The organism is Pseudomonas nunensis, from assembly GCF_024296925.1.
Taxonomy (GTDB): domain Bacteria; phylum Pseudomonadota; class Gammaproteobacteria; order Pseudomonadales; family Pseudomonadaceae; genus Aquipseudomonas; species Aquipseudomonas nunensis.
Window position 1 is genome coordinate 5,774,668 of the sequence record NZ_CP101125.1, and the last position, 26,084, is coordinate 5,800,751.

At 60.6% G+C, this 26,084-nt stretch carries 18 protein-coding genes and 1 pseudogene; 3 read left to right on the forward strand and 16 right to left on the reverse strand.

All coding sequences use genetic code 11. The features are described 5' to 3' along the window. Window positions 1-96: 96 nt before the first annotated feature. From hutH (NK667_RS25350) to hutC, 9 genes are all read right to left on the reverse strand, one after another. Window positions 97-1,629: a histidine ammonia-lyase gene (hutH, locus tag NK667_RS25350; RefSeq protein ID WP_054054677.1), complete on the reverse strand. Its 1,533-nt coding sequence runs from the start codon at window positions 1,627-1,629 to the stop codon at window positions 97-99. 119 nt (window positions 1,630-1,748) lie between these two features. Next, window positions 1,749-3,272 carry a histidine ammonia-lyase gene (gene hutH, locus NK667_RS25355; protein ID WP_054616476.1) on the reverse strand — a complete coding sequence of 508 codons (1,524 nt, stop codon included), beginning with the start codon at window positions 3,270-3,272 and terminating at the stop codon, window positions 1,749-1,751. 157 nt (window positions 3,273-3,429) lie between these two features. Then, window positions 3,430-4,260 carry a quaternary amine ABC transporter ATP-binding protein gene (locus tag NK667_RS25360; RefSeq protein WP_054616477.1) on the reverse strand — a complete coding sequence of 277 codons (831 nt, stop codon included), beginning with the start codon at window positions 4,258-4,260 and terminating at the stop codon, window positions 3,430-3,432. Continuing rightward, window positions 4,257-5,108 (reverse strand): ABC transporter permease, encoded by an 852-nt coding sequence (locus tag NK667_RS25365; RefSeq protein WP_054616478.1) that lies wholly within the window; start codon window positions 5,106-5,108, stop codon window positions 4,257-4,259. Before NK667_RS25365 ends, NK667_RS25360 begins: the two co-directional genes overlap by 4 nt. 70 nt (window positions 5,109-5,178) lie before the next feature. Continuing rightward, window positions 5,179-6,147: an ABC transporter substrate-binding protein gene (locus NK667_RS25370; protein WP_054054682.1), complete on the reverse strand. Its 969-nt coding sequence runs from the start codon at window positions 6,145-6,147 to the stop codon at window positions 5,179-5,181. Between the two features lie 69 nt (window positions 6,148-6,216). After that, window positions 6,217-7,689 (reverse strand): purine-cytosine permease family protein, encoded by a 1,473-nt coding sequence (locus NK667_RS25375; protein ID WP_054616479.1) that lies wholly within the window; start codon window positions 7,687-7,689, stop codon window positions 6,217-6,219. A gap of 146 nt (window positions 7,690-7,835) precedes the next feature. Further along, window positions 7,836-9,518: a urocanate hydratase gene (gene hutU, locus NK667_RS25380; RefSeq protein WP_054616480.1), complete on the reverse strand. Its 1,683-nt coding sequence runs from the start codon at window positions 9,516-9,518 to the stop codon at window positions 7,836-7,838. A 460-nt stretch (window positions 9,519-9,978) separates the two neighbouring features. Beyond that, window positions 9,979-10,545: a HutD/Ves family protein gene (locus NK667_RS25385; protein ID WP_054616481.1), complete on the reverse strand. Its 567-nt coding sequence runs from the start codon at window positions 10,543-10,545 to the stop codon at window positions 9,979-9,981. After that, window positions 10,542-11,252 carry a histidine utilization repressor gene (hutC, locus tag NK667_RS25390; protein ID WP_177331472.1) on the reverse strand — a complete coding sequence of 237 codons (711 nt, stop codon included), beginning with the start codon at window positions 11,250-11,252 and terminating at the stop codon, window positions 10,542-10,544. Before hutC ends, NK667_RS25385 begins: the two co-directional genes overlap by 4 nt. Window positions 11,253-11,398: 146 nt before the next feature. Between hutC and NK667_RS25395 the strand changes: the two genes are divergently transcribed. Next, window positions 11,399-12,763, forward strand: coding sequence for a formimidoylglutamate deiminase (locus NK667_RS25395; protein WP_054616482.1), 1,365 nt, complete (start codon window positions 11,399-11,401; stop codon window positions 12,761-12,763). A 120-nt stretch (window positions 12,764-12,883) separates the two neighbouring features. Here the strand turns inward: NK667_RS25395 and NK667_RS25400 are convergent, their stop codons facing one another. Both NK667_RS25400 and NK667_RS25405 read right to left on the reverse strand, forming a co-directional pair. Continuing rightward, window positions 12,884-13,453, reverse strand: coding sequence for a lipocalin family protein (locus NK667_RS25400; protein ID WP_054054694.1), 570 nt, complete (start codon window positions 13,451-13,453; stop codon window positions 12,884-12,886). Window positions 13,454-13,484: 31 nt separating this feature from the next. Further along, the gene (locus NK667_RS25405; protein ID WP_054054697.1) at window positions 13,485-13,739 is read right to left on the reverse strand and encodes a hypothetical protein; all 255 of its coding nucleotides are present in this window, start codon (window positions 13,737-13,739) and stop codon (window positions 13,485-13,487) included. Between the two features lie 294 nt (window positions 13,740-14,033). On the opposite strand from NK667_RS25405, the pseudogene NK667_RS32915 reads away from it, so the two are divergent. Then, window positions 14,034-15,056, forward strand: a pseudogene (locus NK667_RS32915) (HAMP domain-containing protein); the annotation flags it as partial. A 93-nt stretch (window positions 15,057-15,149) separates the two neighbouring features. After that, on the forward strand, window positions 15,150-15,914 hold the full coding sequence (locus NK667_RS32920; protein WP_413786163.1) for a methyl-accepting chemotaxis protein: 765 nt from the start codon (window positions 15,150-15,152) through the stop codon (window positions 15,912-15,914). Window positions 15,915-16,298: 384 nt separating this feature from the next. Here NK667_RS32920 and NK667_RS25415 read toward each other — a convergent pair whose 3' ends face one another. The 5 genes from NK667_RS25415 to NK667_RS25435 form a co-directional block, all read right to left on the reverse strand. Beyond that, window positions 16,299-16,901 carry a DUF924 family protein gene (locus NK667_RS25415; protein ID WP_054616484.1) on the reverse strand — a complete coding sequence of 201 codons (603 nt, stop codon included), beginning with the start codon at window positions 16,899-16,901 and terminating at the stop codon, window positions 16,299-16,301. A 4-nt stretch (window positions 16,902-16,905) separates the two neighbouring features. Further along, the gene (locus tag NK667_RS25420; protein ID WP_054616485.1) at window positions 16,906-17,916 is read right to left on the reverse strand and encodes a class 1 fructose-bisphosphatase; all 1,011 of its coding nucleotides are present in this window, start codon (window positions 17,914-17,916) and stop codon (window positions 16,906-16,908) included. Between the two features lie 242 nt (window positions 17,917-18,158). Next, window positions 18,159-19,532: a DUF3999 domain-containing protein gene (locus NK667_RS25425; protein ID WP_054616486.1), complete on the reverse strand. Its 1,374-nt coding sequence runs from the start codon at window positions 19,530-19,532 to the stop codon at window positions 18,159-18,161. Then, the gene (locus NK667_RS25430) at window positions 19,529-23,131 is read right to left on the reverse strand and encodes a DUF2339 domain-containing protein (RefSeq protein WP_054616487.1); all 3,603 of its coding nucleotides are present in this window, start codon (window positions 23,129-23,131) and stop codon (window positions 19,529-19,531) included. The genes NK667_RS25425 and NK667_RS25430 overlap by 4 nt, the downstream gene beginning before the upstream one ends. 276 nt (window positions 23,132-23,407) lie before the next feature. After that, complete coding sequence (locus tag NK667_RS25435; RefSeq protein WP_054616488.1) at window positions 23,408-25,858, reverse strand: glycogen/starch/alpha-glucan phosphorylase; 2,451 nt, start codon at window positions 25,856-25,858, stop codon at window positions 23,408-23,410. Window positions 25,859-26,084: the final 226 nt, after the last annotated feature.

Consider the following 26,084-nt stretch of genomic DNA (forward strand, 5'->3'; position numbering starts at 1 on the left):
TAGTCTCCACAAAATTCAAAATCGATTCGCGAGCAAGCCCGCTCCCACATGGGAATGCGTACTCCTGTGGGAGCGGGCTTGCTCGCGAAGAGGCCATTACAGGCTAGGCAACAACTTCGCCGACACCAGCTCATTCAGGCAGCGGGTCGCCAACAACTCGCTCGCCGCATTGATGTCCGGGGCAAAGAACCGGTCCTTCTCATAGAACGGCACTTCAGCGCGCAGGATGGCCCGAGCCTTTTCCAGTTTGGTCGACGTCTTCAGGCCTTCACGCAGATCCAGGCCCTGGCACGCCGCCAGCCATTCCACGGCCAGCACGCCGCGGGTGTTCTCGGCCATTTCCCACAGACGCTTGCCGGCGGCCGGGGCCATCGACACGTGGTCTTCCTGGTTGGCGGAAGTCGGCAGGCTGTCCACCGAATGCGGATGGGACAACGCCTTGTTCTCGCTGGCGAGTGCCGCTGCGGTCACTTGGGCGATCATGAAACCGGAGTTCACGCCGCCATTGGCCACCAGGAACGGCGGCAGTTGCGACATGTGCTTGTCCATCATCAGCGAGATGCGGCGTTCGCTCAGGGAACCGATTTCGGCGATGGCCAACGCCATGTTGTCAGCGGCCATGGCCACCGGTTCGGCGTGGAAGTTACCACCAGAGATCACATCGCCTTCAGCGGCGAAAACCAATGGGTTGTCGGAAACGGCGTTGGCTTCGACGGCCAGCACTTCGGCAGCCTGGCGGAACTGAGTCAGGCAGGCGCCCATGACTTGCGGCTGGCAGCGCAGGGAGTACGGGTCCTGAACCTTCTCGCAGTTCTCGTGGGAAGCGGACACTTCACTGCGCTCACCGAGCAAATCGCGATAAGCGGCAGCGGCGTCGATCTGGCCTTTCTGGCCGCGAGCCGCATGAATGCGCGCGTCGAACGGCGAGCGCGAACCCAATACCGCTTCAACCGTCATGCCACCAATGGCCAAGGCACCGGCGAACAAGTCTTCGCCTTCGAACAGACCGCGCAGGGCGTAAGCGGTAGAAACCTGAGTGCCGTTGAGCAGCGCCAGGCCTTCTTTCGCAGCCAGGGTCAGCGGAGTCAGACCGGCGACTTTCAGCGCTTCGGTGGCTTCCATCCACTCGCCCTTGTAGCGAGCCTTGCCTTCGCCCAGCAGCACCAGGGACATATGGGCCAAAGGCGCGAGGTCACCGGAAGCCCCCACCGAACCTTTCAATGGAATGTGCGGGTAAACCTCGGCGTTGATCAGCGCGATCAACGCGTCGATCACCACGCGACGAATCCCGGAGAACCCACGGCTCAGGCTGTTGACCTTGAGCACCATGACCAAGCGTACCAGCGCGTCGCTGATTGGCTCGCCGACACCGGCGGCGTGGGACAACACCAGCGAGCGCTGCAGGTTTTCCAGGTCTTCACTGGCGATGCGGGTCGAGGCCAGCAGGCCGAAACCGGTGTTAATGCCATAGGCAGTGCGGTTCTCGGCGAGGATCTGTTCCACGCAGGCAACGCTGGCTTCAATCTGGGCCGAAGCGCTGTTGTCGAGGGTGATTTTGACCGGTTGCTGATAGATATCACGCAGTTGGGCAAGGCTCAGTTGGCCGGGAATCAAATTTAGCGCAGTCACTTTTATTCTCCTTTTGAGAGTTTTTATTAACTAACCAGACGCTCCGGATAATTCCGTTGTCCGTCGCTTCCCGACTTTGTGAGAGGGGCTGGCGCCTTGGCACGCTGGTGTTGTGGATTTCAGTTCAGATTGGGTAAAGCCTTGTGCAGCAAAATCGGGTCTTTCAACACGCTGGCAGCGGCGGCGATATCCGGCGCCAGCCAACGATCCTGGTCGTAGGCCGGAACGCGTTCGCGCAGCAGACGCCACGCCGAATCGGTACCCGCGCCAAAACGCTGCTCTTTCAAGAATTCAAACGCCTGTGCCGCCAACAGGTACTCGATGGCGAGGATCTGCGTGACGTTTTCAAGGGCGCGATGCAGCTTCAGCGCGGCGTTGGTGCCCAGGCTCAAATGGTCTTCCTGCAGGCCCGAAGTCACGTAGTTGTCGAGCACCGCCGGTTGCGCTAATTGGCGGTTTTCCGCACACAACGAAGCGGCGACATACTGGACGATCATCATCCCGGAGTTAACCCCCGGATTGGCCACCAGGAATGCCGGCAAGCCACTGACGTGCGGGTTGATCAAACGGTCCAGGCGACGCTCGGCGATGGAGCCGATTTCGGCCATGGCAATCGCCAGCAAATCCGCCGCCATTGCCACGGATTGACCGTGGGGGTTGGCCTGGGACATCACGCGATAGTTGTCCGGCGTGCCCAGCAGCATCGGGTTATCGGTGACCGAGTTGAGTTCAATTTCGATCTGCTGCCGGGCGTGCTCCAGTTGATCGCGAGCGGCGCCGTGGACTTGCGGGATCGAACGGATGCTCAGCGCATCCTGGGTGCGAATGCCTTTGCTCGAAGCAATCACTTCACTGCCATCAAGCAACGCCCGCAGGTTGATGCCGACTTGCTGCATGCCCGGGTGCGGTTTGAGCGCGATGATCTCGGCGTCGAACGCGGCGATCTGACCGCGCTGGGCTTCGAAACTCATGGCACCGATCACGTCGGCCCATTGCACCAGACGCGTCGCGTCGGCCAGCGCCAGGCAACTTAGGCCGGTCATGCACGGCGTGCCGTTGACCAGGCACAAACCGTCCTTGGCACCGAGTTGAACCGGCTCCAGGCCTTCTTCGGCCAGGGCTTGTTGCGCGGAGACGATCTGCCCGCGATAGCTGACGTTGCCGACACCCAAAAGCGCGATGCTGATGTGGGCCATGTGGGTCAGGTAACCCACCGAACCCTGGGACGGCACTTGCGGGGTGATGCCGCGATTGAGCAGCGCCAGCAAGGCTTCGACGACCCGGCGATGGATGCCGGATTTGCCATGGCTGTAGTTGCGAATGGCAGCGCAGATGATTGCGCGAGTCTGCTCGTCGGCCAATGGCACGCCAACGCCACAGGCGTGACTGAGCAAGGTGTTGCGGGACAACTGGCTGAGTTGTTCGTCTTTCAGCGAGACATTGCACAAAGCGCCGAGGCCGGTGTTGACGCCATACGCACGCTCGCCGCTGGCGACGATGCGCTGGACGATGGCCTGGGCATTGTCGATCCGCGCCCAGGTCGCGGTCGACAGCTCAAGCTGCGCGCCATGACGGGCGACGGCCACCACATCCTGCCAACGCAACGGGGCGTCGGCGATAACGATTTTTTCAGCCTGGGACATCTTTGACCTCATACAAAATTCTTGAACGCATGACACCTGTGGCGAGGGAGCTTGCTCCCGCTGGGCTGCGAAGCTGCCCCAAAAAATCTGCGACCGCTTCGCGCTCGAGCGGGAGCAAGCTCCCTCGCCACAAAAGCAATCTCGCCATCATTCATTGTCAAACCACCGCCGCCCGCCGCTGCACGAACCGGTCGACATACTCATCCGCCGGCGAGTGCAGGATCTCTCTTGGCGTGCCGACCTGGATCAGGCGCCCGTCCTTGAGAATCGCAATGCGATTGCCGATGCGCACGGCCTCGTCGAGGTCGTGGGTGATGAAGACGATGGTCTTGTGCAGGGTCTTTTGCAGTTCCAGCAACTGGTCCTGCATCTCGGCGCGAATCAGCGGGTCGAGGGCGCTGAACGCTTCGTCCATCAGGATGATGTCGGTGTCCGCCGCCAGGGCGCGGGCCAGGCCTACACGTTGGCGCATGCCGCCCGAGAGCTGGTGCGGGTATTTGTTTTCGTAGCCCTTGAGGCCCACGGTGTTGATCCAGTGCAGCGCGCGTTCGGAGCACATTTGCTTGCTCTCGCCACGCACTTTCAAGCCGTAGGCGACGTTGTCCACCACGGTCTTGTGCGGCAGCAGGCCGAAGCTCTGGAACACCATGCTGATCTTGTGCCGGCGAAATTCGCGCAGGGCTTCCATGTCGTATTGCAGGATGTCCACGCCGTCCACCAGGATCGCGCCGCTGGTCGGGTCGATCAGGCGGTTGAAGTGACGCACCAGGGTCGATTTGCCGGAACCCGACAGGCCCATGATCACGAAGATCTCGCCAGTGCCGATGCTCAGGGACAAGTCATTCACGCCGACCACGCAGCCGGTTTCGGCCAGCACCTGGTCCTTGGTCTTGCCCTGGCCAATCATGCCCAGCGCTTCCTTGGAACGGTTGCCGAAAATCTTGAAGACGTTTTTGACTTCGATTTTGCTCACGGTTGCGTCGTTCATTTGCTCACCTCATGCCGTGGCCGACCATACGCTTGAGTAATGCGGTCGATCACCACTGCCAGAATCACGATCGCCAGACCGGCCTCAAGGCCACGTCCGACGTTGAGGGTCTGAATCCCCACCAACACGTCTTCGCCCAGGCCACGGGCACCGATCATCGAGGCGATAACTACCATCGACAGGGCCATCATGGTGGTCTGGTTGATCCCGGCCATGATGCTCGGCAGGGCCAGCGGCAGTTGCACGCCGAACAGTTGCTGCCAACGGTTGGCACCGAAGGCGTTGATCGCTTCCATCACTTCACCGTCTACCTGGCGGATGCCCAGGTCGGTCAGGCGGATCAGCGGTGGCGCGGCGTAGATCACGGTGGCGAAAATCGCCGGGACCTTGCCCAGGCCGAACAGCATCAGCACCGGGATCAGGTACACGAAACTCGGCATGGTCTGCATGATGTCCAGCAACGGCATCAGCACCGAACGCAGGCGATTGCTGCGCGCCGAGAGAATGCCCAGCGGAATGCCGATCAGCACCGAAATGACCGTCGCCACCATCATCAGCGCGAGGGTCTGCATCAGCTTGTCCCACAGGCCGACCGCACCCACCAGAAACAGCAGCCCGACGATCACGGCGGTGGTCAGCACTTTACGGGTCGCGTGCCAGGCAATGCCGGCCACGATGGCGAGCATCAGCCACCACGGTGCGGCACGCAGCATGCCTTCAAGATTGACGATGGCCCACAACAGGGTGTCGGAGATGTGCCGGAACACGTCGCCGTAGTTGGTGACCAGCGAATCGACCCAACCGTTGACCCAGTCGGCGATGGAAAAGGTAAAGCTTTCGGGAAACATAAGAGACTCTCAATCAAGGGGTTGCGATCAAGCGTCCGACTGCCGTTGCCGACAGTCGGAGAGGCCTAACCTACAAGGCCGCGTCGATTTTCTTGGCTGCGTCTTCGCTCACCCACGCGTGCCAAACTTCAGGATGTTCCTTCAAGAAGATCTTGGCCAGTTTTGGCGATTCGATCCGCTCTTTGGTCATGCGCCCGAGGTTCTGGTTGAGGATGTCGATCGGCAGGTTGACCTTTTCCAGCACGGCCACCAGTTCCGGGGCTTCGTCGTGGAAGGTCTTGGACAGGCCGACCTTGATGGTCACGCTTTTGTCCACGCCTGGCTTCTCTTCGAGTTTGACCAGGTCAACCTGACCCATCAGCGGTGTTGGCGACCAGTAGTAGAACAGGATCGGCTCGCCACGCTTGTAGCTCGACAGCACCGCCGCATCCAGCGCCGGACCAGTGCCTGGGCGGAAGTTGGTGTAGGTGCTTTCCAGACCGTAGCTTTTCAGCATTTCGCTGTTGTCGAGTTCACAGGTCCAGCCGGCCGGGCAGTTGTAGAAACGCCCCTTGGATGGCTCTTCCTGATCCTTGAACACGGCCGAATATTTGGCCAGGTCAGCGATGTTTTTCAGGTCCGGTGCCTTGGGTTCCAGCTTGCGCTTGGCATCGCCTTCGATCACGTAGCGCGGCACGTACCAACCTTCGATTGCCCCCACAACCGGAGCGCCGACGCCGACGACTTTGCCGGCCTTCTCAGCCTTGTTCCAGACTTCGCTGCGGCCGACCCACTCTTCGGCAAACACTTGGATGTCGTTGCTGCTCAGGGCGTTTTCCATAGTGATGGAGTTGCCAGGCAAGCTGTCGGTCTTGCAGTCGTAGCCTTTCTCCAACACGACTTGCAGCACGTCGGTCAGCAGCATGGCGCTTTCCCAGTTCAGGCCGGCGAATTTCACCGGTTTGCCCGACTCGCACCAACCGGCTGCCTGGGTGGCTCCGGCGCTGGCCAGCAGGCCCATGGAAAGCAATGTGGTCAGCAGGGTCTTGTTCGATTTCATTGTTGTGACGCTCCTAATCATGAGTTGGCTTACGGCAGTCAAGAGGCATCCAGCCCTGTCCACGTCCAATCAGGCCTGCGCCGCAGCGCGACCGGCCCCGCTTGTTTTAGGTTGTACAACGCTGTCCTGCTCGACCGGCAGAATCAGTTGATCGGGCACGGTGCCGTGCCATTTTTTGGCGCACACGTAATAAAGGGCTGCGGGAAGCACCAGACCGATGATCCAGGAAATATCCACATCGCCCAAAGCTGCCACCAGCGGACCGGTATAGAACTTGGTGGAAATGAACGGCAACTGCACCAGCACGCCGAACACATAGATGCTGATACCGAGCATGTTCCAGCGGCCGTAGCGACCGTTTGGATCGGCCAGCGCCGGCACGTCATAGCGCTCACGGGTGATGCAGTAGTAGTCCACCAGGTTGATCGCGCTCCATGGTGTAAAGAATGCGAGCAGGAACAGGATGAAGGACTTGAACGCACCGAGGAACGAGTGCTGACCGAGCAGCGCCATCAGGGTCGCAGCACCGACGATGACCAGCACGAAGACCAGACGCTGCAAGCGCGTGACCTTCAGCTCACCACGGAAGCCGCTGATGATGGTCGCAATGCACATGAAGCTGCCGTAGGAGTTCAGCGTGGAGATGGTGACCTTGCCGAACGCGATGCTGAAATACAGCAACGCAGCAGTGGCACCGGTACCGCCAAGACCCACGATGTAGGCCACTTCGTGACCGACGAATTGCCCGTTGGCCGACGCAGCGGCAAACACGCCGAGGATCATCGCCACCTGTGCGCCAATCACCGAACCCGCACCGGCGGCGAAAAAGGTTTTGACCGAGGAAGTCTTGCTCGGCAGGTAGCGCGAATAGTCAGCCACGTAAGGACCGAATGCGATCTGCCAGGACGCCGCGAGCGACACCGCCAGCAGGAAGCTGCTCCAGCTGAAGTGGCGGATTTGCAGGAGTGCGCCAACGTCAGTCTGGCTGATCAGGCGACTGAACAGGTAAACAAAGGCAATCACACCAATGACACTGGCAATACGGCCAATCCAATGGATCACCCGATAACCGAGCACCGTGACCAGCACGATGACACTGGCGAAGATGAGGATACCGACGGTGTCACTGACGCCAAACAACTGGCCCAGGGCCTGGCCGGAAAGCACCGTCCCCGTCGCGGTGAAGCCGAGGTACATCAGACACACCAGCACGATCGGGATGGCCGCACCGTAAACACCGAACTGCACGCGGCTGGAGATCATCTGCGGCAGGCCAAGCTTGGGCCCTTGCGCGGCATGCAACGCCATCACGCCGCCGCCGAGCAGTTGCCCGATCAGCAAACCGATCAACGACCAGAACACATCACCACCGAGTACGACGGCGAGAGCGCCCGTCACGATGGCGGTGATTTGCAGGTTGGCACCCATCCACAATGTGAACTGGCTCAACAGACGACCGTGTCTTTCCGCTTCCGGGATGTAGTCGATCGAGCGCTTCTCGATCAACGGTTTACTGCCTGCACGATCGCTGTTAACAGCCATGATTCAACCTCTGTGGATTGTTGTCGGTGTGGGTGTGATCCCCTGTAGGAGCTGTCGAGTGAAACGAGGCTGCGATCTTTTCAAGATCAAAAGATCGCAGCCTTCGGCAGCTCCTACAGGGTTTTGCATCAGGGCAAAGCCTGTTTTTATTTGCCGGTGATCATCGGCAGGTTCAGGCCTTGTTCCTTGGCGCAGTCGATCGCGATCTGGTAACCCGCATCGGCGTGACGCATAACGCCAGTCGCCGGGTCGTTGTGCAGCACGCGAGCGATACGCTCGGCCGCTTCGTCGGTACCGTCACAGACAATCACCATGCCCGAGTGCTGGGAGAAGCCCATGCCGACGCCGCCGCCGTGGTGCAGGGAAACCCAGGTCGCGCCGCTCGCGGTGTTGAGCAGGGCGTTGAGCAGTGGCCAGTCGGACACAGCGTCGGAACCGTCCTGCATCGACTCGGTTTCGCGGTTCGGGCTGGCGACCGAACCGGAGTCCAGATGGTCGCGACCGATCACGATTGGCGCGGACAATTCACCGCTGCGCACCATTTCGTTGAACGCCAGGCCGAGCTTGGCGCGCAGGCCCAGGCCAACCCAGCAGATACGTGCCGGCAGACCCTGGAAGCTGATGCGCTCGCGGGCCATGTCCAGCCAGTTGTGCAGGTGGGCGTCGTCCGGGATCAGTTCTTTTACTTTGGCGTCGGTCTTGTAGATGTCTTCCGCGTTACCCGACAGTGCGGCCCAACGGAATGGACCGATGCCACGGCAGAACAGCGGACGGATGTAAGCCGGTACGAAGCCTGGGAAGTCGAATGCGTTTTCCACGCCTTCTTCCTGGGCCATCTGACGGATGTTGTTGCCGTAGTCGAAGGTTGGAATGCCCATTTTCTGGAATTCGAGCATCGCTTTAACGTGCACGGCCATCGATTGCTTGGCGGCTTTGACCACGGCAGCAGGCTCGGTCTTGGCGCGAGCGCGATACTCTTCCCAGGTCCAGCCGGCCGGCAGGTAACCGTTGAGCGGGTCGTGGGCGCTGGTCTGGTCGGTGACCATATCCGGGCGCACGCCGCGCTTGACCAGTTCCGGCAGGATTTCCGCCGCGTTGCCCAGCAGTGCGATGGAGATCGCCTTGCCTTCTTTGGTGTATTTCTCGATGCGGGCCAGCGCGTCGTCGAGGTCGGTGGCTTGTTCGTCGACGTAACGGCTGTTCAGGCGGAAATCGATGCTGACCTGCTGGCATTCGATGTTCAGCGAGCAAGCGCCGGCCAACGTTGCAGCAAGAGGCTGAGCACCGCCCATGCCGCCGAGGCCGGCGGTCAGGACCCAACGACCTTTCAGGTCATCGTTGTAGTGTTGGCGACCGGCTTCGACGAAGGTTTCGTAGGTGCCCTGGACGATGCCCTGGCTGCCGATGTAGATCCAGCTGCCGGCGGTCATCTGGCCGTACATGGCCAGGCCTTTGGCGTCGAGTTCGTTGAAGTGTTCCCAGCTCGCCCAGTGTGGCACCAGGTTGGAGTTGGCGATCAGTACGCGAGGTGCATTGGTGTGGGTCTTGAACACGCCGACCGGCTTGCCGGATTGCACCAGCAGGGTCTCGTCGTCATTCAGGTTGGTCAGGCTTTCGACGATCTTGTCGTAGCATTCCCAGTTACGCGCCGCACGACCGATACCACCGTAAACCACCAATTCTTTAGGGTTCTCGGCGACTTCCGGGTCGAGGTTGTTCATCAACATGCGCAGCGGCGCTTCAGTCAGCCAGCTCTTGGCGGTCAGCTTGTTGCCGCGGGCGGCGCGGATTTCTACGTCACGGTACTTAGTGGGCTTATTGTCAGTCACGAAAAAGACTCCTCAGCGATCAATTCAAACCAACCCTGGCAGTGGGCAAGCCAGCCTGTGCGCGTCGTTGCGCCACAAGCGAATCAGTGGACGCTGCGAGGAGTCTCGGTCGACTCATACGCATACGTCTTTACTTGTACATACAAGCATATGCAATCAAGCGGCCAACTTATTGGATGGGCATTCAAGAAAAGTTTTGGCAGAGCTGGAAAGCCTGTAGATCAAGGGTTTGATGAAGATGAAATTTTTCGGGGGGATTTTTGCGCGGAGGTGACAGCTGTTACTGGAGCGTGGTTTTGCGCCACGCTGGGGCGTTCGGTAACAAAGTGGTGCGCTTTGGGGAACGTCGGAAAGCAAAAGATCGCAGCCTCGTTTCACTCGACAGCTCCTACGCGGGATGGCGCTCATCCTGTAGGAGCTGTCGAGTGAAACGAGGCTGCGATCTTTTAAAAATCTTGAATCAGCGTGCAGTCAGCTCAATCACGCAGCATTGGCCGTTACTGGAGACTTCCAGCAAACCAGCATTACCATCAAGTTGCAGGCAATCATGGCGACCCAATTGTGCGTCGCTGTTACTCACTTTCACGTCCAGCGCTTCGGCGACACTGAACACCAGCACAGTCCCGGCCGAACTGAAAAACCGCTGCTCGCCTTCCAGCCACTGCAACCGTGCGCTGTAGCGCTGCGGCGCGTAGATCAGGTTGAAATCGCGAATCGGCCCGCCGAGCAAGGCGCACGACACCTGGCTCTCACCGCTAAAGGCAAATGGGTCCAGCGGTAACAATGGCCGTGTGTTCTGGCCATCGACGCGCAGGGTCATGCCGTCGCCCTGCAGCACGGTGATCACGCGCTCATAGCCGGCGAACGTCGAGAAGCCGCCCGATTCACCGATATCGGCAATCGACAGGCGCCAGCCGAAACCATCGAGGCCCGTACCCGCATCGCGGGTGATTTCTTCAGTGCTGCCGCCGCCGTTTTTCCACGGCATGCGCGGGTAATCTTTGGCGCGTAAAACCTTCATTTTCATTTATGGAACCGACCTTCCAGACGATGACGGGAACCGGGGTGGATCAAACGGGCGGCGGTCACTGGCTGACGGCCGGACCAGGTGCGGCGACGGATCAGCAGGCACGGCTCGCCCTTTTCAATCTGCAGCAATTTGCACTCGGAGGCTTCAGCCAGTATCGCCTCGACCACGTGCTCACCCTCGGTCAGCGGCGCGACCTGGTTGAGGTAGGCGTAAGGCGTTTGCAGGGTGAAGTCCTGCTTGAGGTAGTCCGGCGCCACCAGCGCGTTGACGAAACGGTCTTCAATTTGCACCGGAATGTCGTTTTCGAAATGCACAATCAGCGAGTGAAACACCTTCTGCCCTTCGCGCATGTCCAGGGCCAGGGCGCGCTCGGAACCGGCGGCCTCTTCTTCCAGCGTGATGACCTGGCAAGTATGGCGATGACCGCGCGAGGCGATTTCGTCGGCGATGTTGTGCACTTCAAACAGGGCGGATTGGCTTTTCGGCTCGGCGACAAACGTGCCGACACCTTGCATGCGCACCAACAGACCGTCGGCGGTCATCTCGCGCAGGGCGCGGTTGATGGTCATGCGGCTGAAACCCAGTTGATTGACCAGCTCGCTTTCCGACGGAACGCGGTAGTGCGGCGGCCAGTTTCCACTGTCGATTTGCTGGGTGATCATCTGTTTGACGCGGGCGTACAAGGGCGCCGGACTGTCGCCCATGTTCGCGGCCAACGGTGACACTGCAGGCGGAGTCGGCACGGTTAATCCTTGTTCGTTTGGAATAGGTTGCTAGCTTGCCGGAGTTTACCGAGCAGGCAAACGTCTGTATATGTATATACAAATAACACACGATGGGGTGCTGAACCATGTCCGCCTTCTTTGCTGAACGCGCGCTGCTGCCTAGTGGATGGGCCAACAATGTACGTCTTGAGGTCAGCGCCGATGGCGTCTTGACCCATATCCAGGCCGATTCCCACGCAGATGGCGCCGAACGGCTAAGCGGTCCGGTGCTGCCGGGCATGCCGAATCTGCACTCCCACGCCTTCCAGCGAGCCATGGCTGGGCTGGCGGAAGTGGCGGGCAATCCGAACGACAGTTTCTGGACCTGGCGCGATTTGATGTATCGCCTCGTCGGAAAAATCAGCCCGGACCAACTCGGCGTTATCGCCCGTCAGCTGTACATAGAAATGCTCAAGGCCGGTTACACCTCGGTCGCGGAATTTCATTACGTGCACCACGACACCGATGGCCAGCCTTACGCTGACCCGGCCGAACTGGCGCTGCGCATCAGCCAGGCCGCGAGCTCGGCCGGTATTGGTTTGAGCCTGTTGCCGGTGCTCTACAGTCATTCCGGTTTCGGTGGCCAGGCCCCGAACGATGGCCAGCGGCGCTTTATCAACAGCACCGAAAACTACCTCAAGCTTCAGTCGCGTTTGCAGCCGATCCTGGTGCAGCAACCGGCGCAATCGCTTGGTTTGTGTTTCCACTCGTTGCGCGCGGTCACCCCGCAGCAGATCAGCGAAGTGTTGGCAGCCAGCGACAAACAATGCCCGGTGCACATTCACATCGCCGAGCAGCAGAAGGAAGTCGATGACTGCCTGAGCTGGAGCGGCCGCCGTCCGCTGCAATGGCTGTACGAAAACACCGAAGTCGATCAGCGCTGGTGCCTGGTCCACGCGACCCACGCCAACCCGGAAGAAGTCACGCTGATGGCCAAGAGTCGCGCCATCGCCGGCCTGTGCCTGACTACCGAAGCCAACCTCGGCGACGGGATTTTCCCCGCCGTTGATTTCCTCGCCCAGGGCGGACGCATGGGCATCGGGTCCGACAGCCATGTGTCATTGAGCGTGGTGGAAGAATTGCGCTGGCTGGAATACGGCCAGCGGCTGCGTGATCAGCGGCGTAATCGTTTGTATGGCGCGGAGCAGCCGATGGTTGGCCGCACGCTGTATGACGCCGCGCTGGATGGCGGCGCTCAGGCGCTGGGGCAGCCGATTGGTGCGTTGGAAGTCGGCAAGCGGGCGGATTGGTTGGTGCTGGACGGTAATGATCCGTACCTGGCGACGGCCAGTGGTGACGGGATTTTGAATCGCTGGCTATTCGCTGGCGGTGATCGCCAGGTGCGTGATGTGCTGGTTAATGGCCAGTGGGTTGTGCGTGACGGGCGCCATGCCGGCGAAGAAGAAAGCAACCGGGCGTTCACCCAAGTCCTGCGCGACCTTTTGGGCTAACACAAAACCAAATGTGGGAGCGGGCTTGCTCGCGAAGGCGTTGTGTCAGTCAACATCAATGTTGAATGAACAACCGCTTTCGCGAGCAAGCCCGCTCCCACATGGGTGATGCGCTAGCCGTCAGTTCGAGGTCTTGGCCATCTTCGTATCCGACGCACGCCAGATCAGTCGCGTCGTGTCGTAGCCCTGCTGACGCGCCTTGCTCAGCAGTTCTTCACGCACCACACCGTTGACCGTTGGGGTCCGGGACAGCAGCCACAGATACTTGCGGCTCGGGTCGCCAACAATGGCGGTCTTGTAGTCATCGCTGACGTACAGCACCCAGTATTCGCCCTTCGCCACACCCGGAATCAGCCGCGAAAACCAGTTGTCGAACTCGACCCATAGCTTGTCGGTCTTGCCCGGCACCTGTGGATAAGCCGTGCCCTTGGCCTCTTCCCATTGCCAGTCCGGCGTCAGGCAGCGGTTGAGCACCGCCACATTACCGTCCGGCTTGAGGGTGTAATGCGCTTCGGATTGCGCGCAGTTGCGCTGGAAGTACATCGGCAGGCGGGCCAACTCGTACCAGGTGCCCTGGTAACGCTTGAGGTTGACGCTGTTGGCCGTCTTGGGTGCTAACGGATCTACACCAGAAGAGGCGCAGCCAGCCAATACCAGGCCAGCGAAAAGAACTATCAATAACCGCTTCATTGTTTTTCTCCCGTGGGCGCATCGCCCCGGTTTACTTCAGGCCTTGGCCGGAAAACATCAGCACTTTGTCACCGGCGTACTGCACGCTGATAAAGCTGTTTTTGTCGCCCCAAGTGCAACTGGACATACCAAGCGCGCCCGAACAATCGGCGGGTTTGCCCAGCAAGGTTTCAACCTCGGCCTTGGCCATGCCGGCCGACAGCTTGGAGTAGTTCTCCTGATTGACCTTGCTGCATGCGACCAACAACACGCAGAACGAGAGCAAGGCGATAGATCGCAGCGACATGGTGTAGCTCCTGGAGCGAAGGGGGTTGGCAGGTGCCAAGCTGAAGCTTAGAAGAGAAAACCCCTATCTGGTTCCCCGACCGCCCGGCTATTTATTAAGCCACTCGTCTGGGTTTTTTCGATAAATCAGCCACTTTCTCGCCCTATTGGGCATTTCGTCGGTATTTGCAGAAAGTCGCCTAATCTTTGGCGCTGACCGGTCGACATAACAGCAGCGTTAAGTCGGCCACTGTGGCAAATTGACGCCCCTTGTTGACCAGCCCCCTCCGCGGTAGCTCATTTAATGACCAGAAACATGAAGTTCAGCCACAAGATCTTGCTGGCTGCTGCCCTCGTAGTGGCCGTTGCATTCGCGTGCTTCATCCTCTTCAACGACTACCGCCAGCGCCAGACCCTGCGCAGCAGTACCGAGTCTTCAATGCAGGAACTCGGCAGTCTGACCACCAGTAACATCCAGACCTGGCTGGAAAGCCGCATCCAGTTGCTGCAATCGCTGTCCCAGCAGATCGCCGTGGATGGCAGCGCTCCGGCCAGCCTGAAACGCGCCATCGACCTGCCGGCCTACACCGGCAATTTCCAGTTGAGCTACTTCGGCAGCACCGAAGGCGTGATGACCTCGATTCCGGCCGGCAACCGTGCCGCCGACTACGACCCGCGTGCCCGTGGCTGGTACAAAGCCGCCGACAGTGCGCGGCAAACCATCGTCACCGAACCGTACATCGCCGCCTCGTCCGGCAAACTGGTGATCACTGTCGCCACGCCCGTGCAGCATGAGAACAAGATGATCGGCGTCGCCGGTGCGGACATTGACCTGTCCAGCGTCAGCGCGATCATCAACTCGCTGAACTTCGGCGGTCACGGCCACGCGTTTATCGTCAGCGCCGACGGCAAGATCCTGATCCACCCGGACAGCAAACTGGTGCTCAAGACCCTCGCCGAGGCCTACCCGAACGGCGCGCCGAAGGTCAGCCCGGGCCTGAAAGAAGTCGAGCTCGACGGCAAGTCCCAGTTCATCTCCTTCACCCACGTCAACGGCGTGCCGTCGGCCGACTGGTACGTGGCGCTGGTGCTGGACCAGGAAACCGCGTTCGCGATGCTCAGCGAGTTCCGCACCTCGGCGATCATCGCCATGGTCATCGCCGTGGTGATCATCATTGCGCTGCTGGGCATGCTGATCAGTTTCCTGATGCAACCGCTGCTGACCATGGGTCGCGCGATGCATGACATCGCCGAAGGTGAAGGCGATTTGACCAAACGCCTGACCATCCACGGCCATGATGAATTCGGCGCGCTGGGCACGTCGTTCAACCGTTTTGTGGAGCGGATCCACACCTCGATCCGCGAAGTCGCCTCGGCCACCGGCCAGGTCAACGAAGTCGCCTTGCGGGTGGTCGCCGCCTCCAACTCGTCGATGTACAACTCCGACCAGCAATCCTCGCGCACCAGCAGCGTGGCTGCCGCTATCAACGAGCTAGGCGCCGCTGCCCAGGAAATCGCCCAGAACGCCGCCCTCGCCTCCCAGCATTCGAGCGACGCCCGCGCCCTGGCCGAAGACGGTCAGCAAGTGGTGGATAAAACCATCGCAGCGATGCAGCAGCTGTCGGCGAAGATCAGCGATTCGTGCGGCAACATCGAGACGCTCAACAGCAACACGGTGAACATCGGGCAGATTCTGGAAGTGATCACCAGCATCTCCCAGCAGACCAATTTGCTGGCGCTCAACGCTGCGATTGAAGCCGCACGTGCCGGTGAAGCCGGTCGCGGTTTCGCGGTAGTTGCCGATGAAGTGCGCAACCTCGCCCACCGCACCCAGGATTCAGCGCAGCAAGTGCAGAAGATGATCGAAGAGCTGCAAGTCGGCGCCCGGGAAGCTGTAAGTACCATGACCGACAGCCAGCGCCAGAGCGAAAGCAGCGTAGGCATCGCCAACCAGGCCGGCGAACGCCTGGGCAGCGTGACGCAGCGTATCGGTGAAATCGACGGCATGAACCAGTCCGTGGCCACCGCAACCGAAGAACAGACTGCCGTGGTGGAGTCGATCAACGTCGACATCACCGAGATCAACACGCTGAACCAGGAAGGTGTGGAGAACTTGCAAGCCACATTGCGCGCTTGCTCGGACCTTGAGCAGCAGGCTGCGCGGTTGAAGCAGTTGGTGGGTAGTTTCAGGATCTAAGCCATTTTTGAGGGCCCCTTCGCGGGCAAGCCTCGCTCCTACAGGATTACAGCGCGTTACCTGTAGGAGCGAGGCTTGCCCGCGAAAGCGTCTTGAGCCGCGCAGAGAATTTGAAATGTAATCTACAGCCTCAGAAGCTGCGTTCGACTCGGAAGCCTCGTAAGATCAAGCGCCCCGCCTTTCAGACAAAACACGCCAGATGAGTGACTGCCAGCTTATGGATAGAGACAATGATTTTTCTCAAGGCGAGCAGATTGCATTGCTTGCAATCCTTGCTATGGGTGCAGAAGAAATTGCACAAGGAAAAATCAGAGACGTGGAAGACGTATTCGCTGAGCTCGACGAGATGGAGTCACCCTCAAAACGGCGATAGCCTCCACCCCTTCAAAAACGCGATCCTGGCCCATTCAAAAACTCAATTTCCTCAGCCGTAGACTCCCGCCCCAACACCCCATTGCGATGCGGAAACCGTCCAAACCGCGCAATCACCTTTTGATGCCGCTCGGCATAGTCCAGGTTATCGGCGAACACCGCCCGATCCCCTTCCGGCTGTTCATCAACCAGCGCGATAAACCGCGAAACCGCCTCGTTCTGCACTGCCAGGTTTTCGCAATGCTCGAACACCAGGTAGATGAAAACCCTCTGGATCGGCTTTAACTGCCGATCGAAATCCGCAGCAATGCCTTGCGCCACCAGGGCTTGGGCCCGGAGATCGCCAGAGAAGGATTTGGGGGTGTCGCGAAAGATCATTCGCGGGAGTTGGTCGAGTAGCAGCACCAAGGCCAGCCAACCTTCGGGGCGTTGCGCCCAGTCGGTCAAACCGCCGGCCAGTGCCTGCTCGACCCAGTCCCCGAAACGCTCGCGCGCTTCGAGGTCCTGGCTGTCGTGCTTGCCAAACCATAACTTTTCCCTGTCAGCCGCTACGTCGTTGGGGGCTTCGGCTGATCCGAACCACCATTCGAGCAACGGCTGCCAAGGCGCGGTCATGGGTTTATTCCTTGTGGTAAGCCGTGACGCGTGCGACTTCTTCTTTCGAGCCCAGGAACACCGCTACGCGCTGGTGCAGGCCGTCCGGCTGGATGTCGAGAATGCGCTGGTGACCATCGGTGGACGCGCCGCCGGCTTGTTCGACCAGGAACGACATCGGGTTGGCTTCGTACATCAAACGCAGCTTGCCCGGCTTGGATGGCTCGCGGCTGTCGCGCGGGTACATGAACAGACCGCCACGGGTCAGGATGCGGTGCACGTCGGCAACCATCGCAGCCACCCAACGCATGTTGTAGTTCTTTTTCAGCGGACCTTCATCGCCTGCCAGCAATTCGCCGACGTAGCGTTGTACCGGGGCTTCCCAGTGACGCTGGTTGGACGAGTTGATCGCGAATTCCTGGGTGGATTCCGGGATCGTGATGTCTTCGTGGGTCAGTACGAAGCTGCCCATTTCACGGTCCAGGGTGAAGCCTTTGACGCCGTTGCCCAGGGTCAGCACCAGCATGGTCTGTGGACCGTAAATCGCATATCCGGCGGCAACCTGCTGAGTCCCTGGCTGCAGGAAGGCCTTTTCGTTCAAAGGCTCGTTCTGGGTCAGGTATTCGTTCGGGCAACGCAGCACCGAGAAGATCGTACCGACCGGCGCGTTGATGTCGATGTTCGACGAACCGTCCAGTGGGTCGAATACCAGCAGGTAGGCACCTTTCGGGTATTTGCCCGGGATCTGGTAGGCATTGTCCATTTCTTCGGACGCCATGCCGGCCAGGTGACCGCCCCATTCGTTGGCTTCGAGCAGGATGTCGTTGGACATCACATCGAGCTTCTTCTGCACTTCGCCTTGGACGTTTTCAGTGCCCATGCTGCCCAGAACACCACCGAGGGCGCCCTTGGAGACGGCGTGGCTGATTTCTTTACAGGCGCGCGCCACCACTTCGATCAGGAAACGCAGATCGGCAGGGGTGTTGTTGCTACGGGTCTGCTCAATCAAATAGCGACTCAGGGTAACGCGGGACATGGAAGGCTCCGGTGGAATGGGGGGCTAAAAACCCGCGCAGTTTAACGCGAGTCGGGGCGCATTTCCTCCTATCAGACGTGATACACCCAATAGAGTTCATGTGCGGGGTTTAGCGTAGTTCGAAACCGGCATCTTTACCGGCTGACAAATCGCCTTCGCGGCGCCAGCCTCGCTCCTACAGAAGAGCGCGGTCCCTGTAGGAGCGAGGCTTGCCCGCGAATGGCGCGCAGTGCCAGCCATTCTCAGGGTTTGACCGGCGGCTTGCGCAGCAGACTGAAGGCCATCACCGCCAGAAACAGCACGCTCAGCAACAACACCGCCCACAACCCGAATTTCTTCCAGTTGGTGTCAGCCGTCGCAGCAGCCACCGCCGTCGGCGCCTGCGTTACCGCCGCCCCGCTATCAACCGTAGCCTTGCCCAAGGCCGCGAACTTCGCCGGGCTGTAATCCGGGATCAACGTCGACAACGGCAAGTTCGCCGTCTTCACCGTCGCACTGCCCAGCGCCAGCGTATACGGCCCGGCGCCACGCGCCAGGAACACCACTTGCGTCGAGCGCACGGCAAATTTCACGGTCGGTGCTTCAGTGCCCAGGCCACCGCCGCGTTCATCCACAGTCAGTTTCAATTGCTGCACGGTTTGCCCCGACAGCTGCAGTTCGTTCTGCACCACGTCCTGACCATTCTGAGTCAGGCGATAGAGCAGACCGCCGCTCAGCGACTGCCACGGCAAACTGCTTTCGCGACGACCGGACAGGGTCACCGGCGCCAAACTGTTGGGCTGGCTCAACTCGACCTGCACCCGCTCGAGATTCAGCCCCATCGGTAATTGCCAGGTGTATTCGCCGTCCTTCAAGCGGCTGCCGGCCAACGGTTGCGACCAGACCAACGGCAACGGCAGGCTGCGGGTGCTGGCGCTTTCCAGTTGCGCCGAGGTCAGCACCGGCGCCGACTGTGGAGAGTTCCACAACAAACGCAGATAACGCGCCGATTGCCCCGGCAGACCGACTTCGTGTTGCTCGACCCGCTCATCGGCAAACGACAACCGCGCCACCTGCCCTTCGCCCCACGACTGCCAATGCTGCAAGTCGTCGCTGGCTTCGATGCTGAACCGCTGGAAGCCATCGCGCTCGCTGGTCCAGTCGAGGATCAACTGCTGCAACGGCGCCTTGATCCCGCTGGCGTCGAGCAACCAGCCACGCAACACTTCTTCCCCCGCCTCCAACTGAGTGGACGGCTGCACTTCCACCAGCGTGCCGTTGGCACTCGATTGCACGCGCACACTCGGCGCGCGCTCGGTGGCGTCCGCCGAGCTGTACAGCGGGAACCACTTCACGTCAGTGGTGCTGCGGTTTTCGGCGGATTGCGCGGTTTCCCGGGCCAAGGCATAAGCCTGAGCTTCACCGGCCGCGTTGAACACGCGCACGTCGCTCAGATCGGTCTGCCGCGCGTTCAGTTGCACGCTCAGCGGCAGTTCAAGGCGATACCACGGCCCTTCGCCGCTCACGGACAACGGCACCTGAGTGCTGAAGTCCGAAGGTTTCTCCTGGGCGCTGGCCGACAGCACCACGCCCATCGCAACAGCGCCCAACCAACCCAGGTTCAGCTTCTGACTCAAGAGGACACTCCTTCGGTTTCAGGGGCCGGACTTTCAGACTCCGGCGCAGCCTCGGCACGCTTGGGCGGCAGCGGGGCGAAATAGCCCACCACCAGCAACAGCACGCCAACGCCGATAAACGAGACGATCCGCGCAAGTCCGCCACGGTTACTCAATTCGACAAAGAACAGTTTGGCCACCACCACACCAATCAGCGCAGCGCCGATCAGCCAGACTTCACGGCGATGGCGCAGATGACCACCGATCATCAAGCCCAGCGCCATCAAGGTCCAGACGATCGACAGACCAGCCTGCACCTGCATCGACGCCAGCAGTTGATCCAGCTCGAACGGCACACCACCCCAATGGTGCGCGGTGCGCGTGACCACGGCGGAGAAAAACACGAACAGCGAAGCACCGGCGATCAGTTGCGTAGCGTTCTCTGCGTACACCTTCGGCAAGGCAAATTGCGTCACCGCGCTGCGCGACCACACGTAAACGCCGAACAGCGCAAACAGCAGGCCCAATTCCAGCGGGTTGATCAGCGGCACATACGGCAGCGGCTCGGCGGTGCCGTCGCTGACACCGTTCGCCAGCCAGAACCAGCCGAGCATCAGCAAGGCCAGCGGCGCGGCGGCGTAGACGCGGTACTCCCGGGAATACGCCGATACCGGCCATGGGAAGTTGCGCGGCGCGGCGGCCAGCACCAGATACAGGCTCGGCAGAATCGCCCAGCCCAACCAGCGCCAGGCGTTGTACTGCTCGGACAACAGCAGCAAGCCGTAACGCAACTCCAGCGCCAGCACACCGATCAACAGCCAGCAGCCGAGCACATGCGCGGTGCTGAGGGCGCGCGTCGGCAGCATCGGCGCCAAACGCCGCAGGGAAATGAAGTGCACGACGAACACCGCGGCCCACACCAGCCAGCCAAAGTCGGCCGCCGGGTGATAACGCGAATGCCACGAAGAGAGCAAGACCAGCCCCGCCGCCGGAATCAGGAAGGTGCAGACCAGGCCCAACGACGGCCATTTCAATCGCAGCGACAACAGCGTCCACAGCGCCACACTCAGCGCCGCAACAGCCAGCAGCAACGTCGCTTGCAGATTCACCGGAGCAAAGCGCAGCACTTCACTGATCCACGCCAGCGCCCACCAACCCACGCCCCACACCAGCAGCAATTCGGACAAGCGATTCAGGCTCAACGCATCGAACGCCGACGCGTGATTACCCAACTGCAAGCGCCAGGCACCGACCAGCGCAGCCAGGCCAAGCACCAGCGGTGTCCAGAAACCGCTGTGGGCCAGAGGTTTCAAACCTTCACTGACCAACGGCCCCAGCAGATCCGGCCCTGCGTACAGGAATGCAGCGCCGCCGATCACTTGCAACAGCAGGCCAAAGACAAAACTCACGCGCTGCTTGAGGTACAGACTCAGCCAGATGATGAACAACCCGCTGGCCGCCCACACCGCACTCGCGGTTTGCCATGGCAGCACAAACAGCACCGCGAGGTTGATCAGCACCAGACCGGCGAGCAGCACCACCGACAAACCGCGCAGCAACCGGACATCGTTGCGCACCATCTCGTCACGGGCTGCGAGCAACATGCCGGCGATCAACGCCAGGCCAATCAGCGAGCCGCTAAGCAGCCCGCTCCATCCGGCGCTGAACACAGCAGCGGAATCCCCGCTCGCCCCTTTCAGGCGCAACAGGAACAACGCACCGCCGAGCAATTGCACGGCAAACGCGGTGAACAGAAACGTGCGCGATTGCAGGCGCAAACCAACGAACAGCGTCGCCAACCCGGCCAGCGCCCAACTGATCGCCGTGCCGTGAGTCAGGAAGAACAACGGCGCCAGCAGATAAAGGAAGGTCAGGCCGAGACACGCCAACACTGGCAGGCCCTGGCGCTCCCACGCCGACGCCTGCTCCGGCAAGGCTTTGCGCAGTTGGTAAAAGCTGAACAGCAACGCCACGCCAAGCATCAACGCGCCCAGCCATGAACCGTCCAGCAGGCTGCCTTCGCCGGGCTGCAATTCGCTGAGAAACGCCAGTGCCGAACCCAGTTGCAACAACAAGGCAAAGGCACGGGCCAGCGGTCGTTGCTGACGCAGGCCGAGCCAGAAGATCCCCGCGCCTTCCACGGCCCAGGCCGCAGCGGTCCAACGTGCGTCGAGCCCCAGCGGAATCGCCAGACTGGCGAAGATCACGCCCAGCGCCAGACAGGTTTCCGCCAACAACAACGCTCGACCACCCATCAGCAAACGCGCCAGGCCCATGTAGATCATGCCCAGCGCCAGCGCGCTGAAAGCAGCGGCGAATTCCTGATGCTGGACCAACGCGAACTGCAAACCGAAGCCCACCAGCGGCGGCCCGAACAGCATCGTGCCGTCGACGTAATCGCCCTTGCGCGCTGACCAATTCAGCAGCGCCTGGCGATCATCGTCCGCCGGGGCGTCGGTCATTTCCAACAGCTTGCGCCGGGTAAACAATAGGCCGATGCCCAGGTACATCAGGAAGAACAGAATCAGGAACGGTTCAGTGCTCCACAGCAACTCAGGCGTGTAGGAGCGCAGGCCCCAAGCGAAGCCGATGCCGAACGTGCCGACAAAGCCGATCAGGTTGAGCGGTCGCCACGCCTTGAACCAGGCGATGGCGAGGATGCCGGTGTTGAGCAACGCGAAGTAACTGAACAGCGCGACGTGGTTGCCGGCGCCGGTGGAGGTCAGGATCGGCGCGGCGAAACCGCCCAATGCAGCGGCGCAGGCCAATGCCAGGGAATCCTGGGTGATTGCCAGAATCGCCGAGAACACCGTCACCGCCACCAGCAGGCCCAGGGCTGCCGTCGGGTCGAGCAGCGGGTGCAAGCGCATCGCGGCGAACACCGTCAGGTACAACACGGCAATCCCGGTGCCTTGCAACATCAACGCGTAATGGTTGTTGCGATGGCGCAGCCACCAGCCCAAGGCGAGCAAGCCCAAAGCACTGGCGGCGACCCCGGCGTAACGCATTTCGATCGGCACCACCATGCCTTCGGTGGCGTAGCGCAGCAGGAACGCCAGACCGAGGAACAACAGCACCACACCGACTCGCAGCACGGTGTTGCCACCGAACAGCCAGTTGCGCGCACCGGTGACGGCGCGGTCGAAAATGTTGGGTTCGCGAGGTGCGGCGGGTTTTCGGGGTTCGCGGGCGACCGGTTCCGGGGTCCACACATCGGCGGGCAGCGGACGGCTGGCTTCGCTGGCGGCGGCGGTGATCGGTTCTAGTTCGGGCGGGAGTTCCCAGATCAGTTCCGGGGTTTGGACAGGGATGTCGTCGAGAATGAATTCCGGGGGTGCAGCGGGCTCGCTGACTTCAGGGTGAATCGCTTCTGGCGGACTGGCTTCGGGCGCTTTGACGCCGGACACCTCCAACAACGCCAGACGTTGCTGCACCGCATTCAGCGCCACCTGTGCCTGTTCAAGCAGCACGCGTTGCCGGGCCGATTGCGAACTCAAGCGGCCAATGCGAAAGGCCTGGCCGATGCCCAACCCGAGCAGCGCGCCCAACAGCGCATCGCTGAACGACTCATCGAGCATCCAGCCCAGCGCCAAACCAATCAGCATCAAGATCCATTGCATGGTCGATATCCCTAAGTGGCCCCGCGATGGGGCGATTCCGGGTACAACAGCCTCTGGCTGAGTCTAGTGACCAGACACCCGGATTCCAGTGTGAGAGCAGATTGCATCTGCACCACAAACCCAATGTGGGAGCGGGCTTGCTCGCGAAGGCGTCGTATCAGTCAACTGATAGACCGCTTTCGCGAGCAAGCCCGCTCCCACAAGGGTGAAGTTGGCGCTTAGTATATCGATCCGGCCCAACAGGCGTTGGGCCTTGCTCGTAATTATTGCTAAAAGTTACTCCAAAGCCTTCCAGATTTCCGTGGCGTACTCACGAATCGTCCGATCCGACGAGAACCAGCCCATGCGCGAGGTGTTCAACACCGCCGAACGCCACCATTCCTGGGAATCGTGCCAGTGCGCCTCAACGCGCATCTGCGCGTCCCAGTAAGAGTCGAAATCGGCGCAAACCAGGAAGCGGTCGTAGTCCACCAGCGAATCGATCAACCCGGTGTAACGGGACGGATCATCCGGCGAGAACACCCCGCCGCGAATCGCTTGCAGCACGTCATTTAGACGATGGGACGCGGCAATATCCGGTGCAGCGTTGAACTCGTGGTTTTGCTTGCGCGCTTCAACCTGCTGCGCACTGAGGCCGAAGATGAACATGTGCTCGGCGCCAATGCGCTCACACATTTCGACGTTGGCGCCATCGAGCGTGCCGATAGTCAGCGCGCCGTTGAGGCCGAACTTCATGTTGCTGGTGCCCGACGCCTCGAAGCCTGCGGTGGAAATCTGCTCCGACAAATCCGCCGCCGGAATAATGCTTTCCGCCAGGCTGACGTTGTAGTTAGGCAAGAACACCACCTTGAGCAAACCGCGCACGGTCGGATCATTGTTGACCACCCGGGCGATGTCGTTGGTCAGCTTGATGATCAACTTGGCCTGGTGATAACTGGCCGCAGCCTTGCCCGCGAAGATTTTTACTCGCGGTACCCAGTCGATTTCCGGCTCGGCACGAATCGCCTGATACAGCGCAACCGTGTGCATCAGGTTGAGCAACTGGCGTTTGTATTCGTGGATCCGCTTGACCTGCACGTCGAACATCGCCGCCGGGTTGACCGCGATGCCCAGCCGTTCATGGATCAGATAGGCCAAGGCTTTCTTGCTGTGCAGACGCTGATCGGCGAAGGCTTTGCGGAAAGCGGTCTTGTCGGCGAACGGCTCCAGATCAAGCAAGCGCTCTTCCGGGTTATCCAGCAAGTCCGGCCCGAGGGCATCGACCAGCATCGACGTGAGTTCGGGGTTGGCCTGGTAGAGCCAGCGGCGGAAGGTGATGCCGTTGGTTTTGTTGTTGATCCGTTCCGGGTAGAGCTTGTGCAGTTCGGAAAACACGGTTTTGCGCATCAGCTGCGTGTGCAATGCGGACACGCCATTGACGCTGTGGGAACCGAGGAACGCCAGGTTGCCCATGCGCACGCGGCGGCCGTTGTCCTCTTCGATCAGCGAGACAGCGCGCAGCACGTCGAAATCGTGAATGCCTTTGGCCCGCAGCGAGTCGATGTGCTGGGCGTTGATCAGATAGATGATCTGCATGTGCCGTGGCAGCATGCGTTCCATCAAACCGACCGGCCAGGTTTCCAGGGCTTCCGGCAACAGCGTGTGGTTGGTGTACGACAGCGTATCGACCGTGACCTGCCACGCGGCATCCCACGCGACATCGTAGACATCGACCAGTTGACGCATCAGCTCGGCTACGGCGATCGACGGGTGAGTGTCGTTGAGCTGGATCGCCGCATGGTCGCCCAGGGTCAACACCGAGGTGTGCATGTTGCGATGGCGACGCAGCAAATCCTGCAGGGACGCGGCGACGAAGAAGTATTCCTGACGCAGGCGCAATTCCTGGCCGGCTTCGGTGCTGTCCGCCGGGTACAGGACGCGGGAAATACTTTCGGCCCGGGCCACTTCGGCCACAGCGCCCAAGTGGTCACCGGCGTTGAAGCGTTCCAGGTGCAAATCTTCGACGGCGCGGGCACGCCACAGGCGCAGGGTGTTGACGCTCGCACCGCGCCAGCCGACCACCGGAGTGTCATAGGCAATCGCCCGTACGGTTTCCGCCGGGGTCCAGACTTGCTTGGTCTTGCCGGCTTCGTCGGTGACGGTTTCGACGCTGCCGCCAAAGCCGATCGGGTAGACCACTTCTGGGCGTTCGAACTCCCACGGGTTACCGAAATCCAGCCAGTGTTCGGTCTGCTCTTGTTGCCAGCCATCGACGATCGCCTGGCGGAACAAGCCGTGCTCATAACGAATGCCATAACCATGACCGGCGATGCCGAGGGTCGACATGCTTTCCATGAAGCACGCAGCCAGGCGACCGAGGCCACCGTTGCCCAGGGCCGCATCGGGCTCCAGCAGGCGAATGCGTTCCAGGTCGACACCGAGTTCGGTCAACGCTTCGCGGGCAACGTCGAGCAGGCCGAGGTTGCTCAGGCTGTCGTAGAGCAAGCGGCCGATGAGAAATTCCAGGGAGAGGTAGTAAACCCGCTTCTGGCCTTTGCGGTAGATCTGCCGCGTGTGATCCATCCAGTGCTCGACCATGTGGTCGCGCGCTGCCAGCGCAATAGCTTCGAACCAGTCGTGGTCGAAGGCGTGATCCGGGTCTTTGCCCACCGCGTAGGTGAGTTTGGTCAAGACGGCGTCGCGGAATGCGGCCACCTCTGCTTCGCGAACAAGTGGTTCTTGAGTCATCGATAGGACCTCGAGCGAGCTTTGAGTTGTCTGAGCCTAGACGGTCTGACAGGCGGTATGGGCTCTGGTTCGGCAGTTTTTCCTGATAGTGCGAGATAGGCCGGCATTACATTGTCATGTACCTGAATCAATGCAGGGGCCGTGCCGGATTAACAGCAATTATTGGGTAATCCTGAAAAAAACTGGCGAAAGGTTGTTCAAAAATCCACCAGTCCCGGTATGATCG

Excerpts from the sequence above, each read along its gene's own strand:
- hutH (WP_054616476.1), bottom strand. The coding sequence starts at position 3,272 with ATGTCCCAGGCTGAAAAAATCGTTATCGCCGACGCCCCGTTGCGTTGG.
- NK667_RS25360 (WP_054616477.1), bottom strand. The coding sequence starts at position 4,260 with ATGAACGACGCAACCGTGAGCAAAATCGAAGTCAAAAACGTCTTCAAG.
- NK667_RS25365 (WP_054616478.1), bottom strand. The coding sequence starts at position 5,108 with ATGTTTCCCGAAAGCTTTACCTTTTCCATCGCCGACTGGGTCAACGGT.
- NK667_RS25370 (WP_054054682.1), bottom strand. The coding sequence starts at position 6,147 with ATGAAATCGAACAAGACCCTGCTGACCACATTGCTTTCCATGGGCCTG.
- NK667_RS25375 (WP_054616479.1), bottom strand. The coding sequence starts at position 7,689 with ATGGCTGTTAACAGCGATCGTGCAGGCAGTAAACCGTTGATCGAGAAG.
- NK667_RS25385 (WP_054616481.1), bottom strand. The coding sequence starts at position 10,545 with ATGAAAATGAAGGTTTTACGCGCCAAAGATTACCCGCGCATGCCGTGG.
- hutC (WP_177331472.1), bottom strand. The coding sequence starts at position 11,252 with ATGGGCGACAGTCCGGCGCCCTTGTACGCCCGCGTCAAACAGATGATC.
- NK667_RS25395 (WP_054616482.1), top strand. The coding sequence starts at position 11,399 with ATGTCCGCCTTCTTTGCTGAACGCGCGCTGCTGCCTAGTGGATGGGCC.
- NK667_RS25400 (WP_054054694.1), bottom strand. The coding sequence starts at position 13,453 with ATGAAGCGGTTATTGATAGTTCTTTTCGCTGGCCTGGTATTGGCTGGC.
- NK667_RS25405 (WP_054054697.1), bottom strand. The coding sequence starts at position 13,739 with ATGTCGCTGCGATCTATCGCCTTGCTCTCGTTCTGCGTGTTGTTGGTC.
- NK667_RS32920 (WP_413786163.1), top strand. The coding sequence starts at position 15,150 with ATGTACAACTCCGACCAGCAATCCTCGCGCACCAGCAGCGTGGCTGCC.
- NK667_RS25415 (WP_054616484.1), bottom strand. The coding sequence starts at position 16,901 with ATGACCGCGCCTTGGCAGCCGTTGCTCGAATGGTGGTTCGGATCAGCC.
- NK667_RS25420 (WP_054616485.1), bottom strand. The coding sequence starts at position 17,916 with ATGTCCCGCGTTACCCTGAGTCGCTATTTGATTGAGCAGACCCGTAGC.
- NK667_RS25430 (WP_054616487.1), bottom strand. The coding sequence starts at position 23,131 with ATGCAATGGATCTTGATGCTGATTGGTTTGGCGCTGGGCTGGATGCTC.
- NK667_RS25435 (WP_054616488.1), bottom strand. The coding sequence starts at position 25,858 with ATGACTCAAGAACCACTTGTTCGCGAAGCAGAGGTGGCCGCATTCCGC.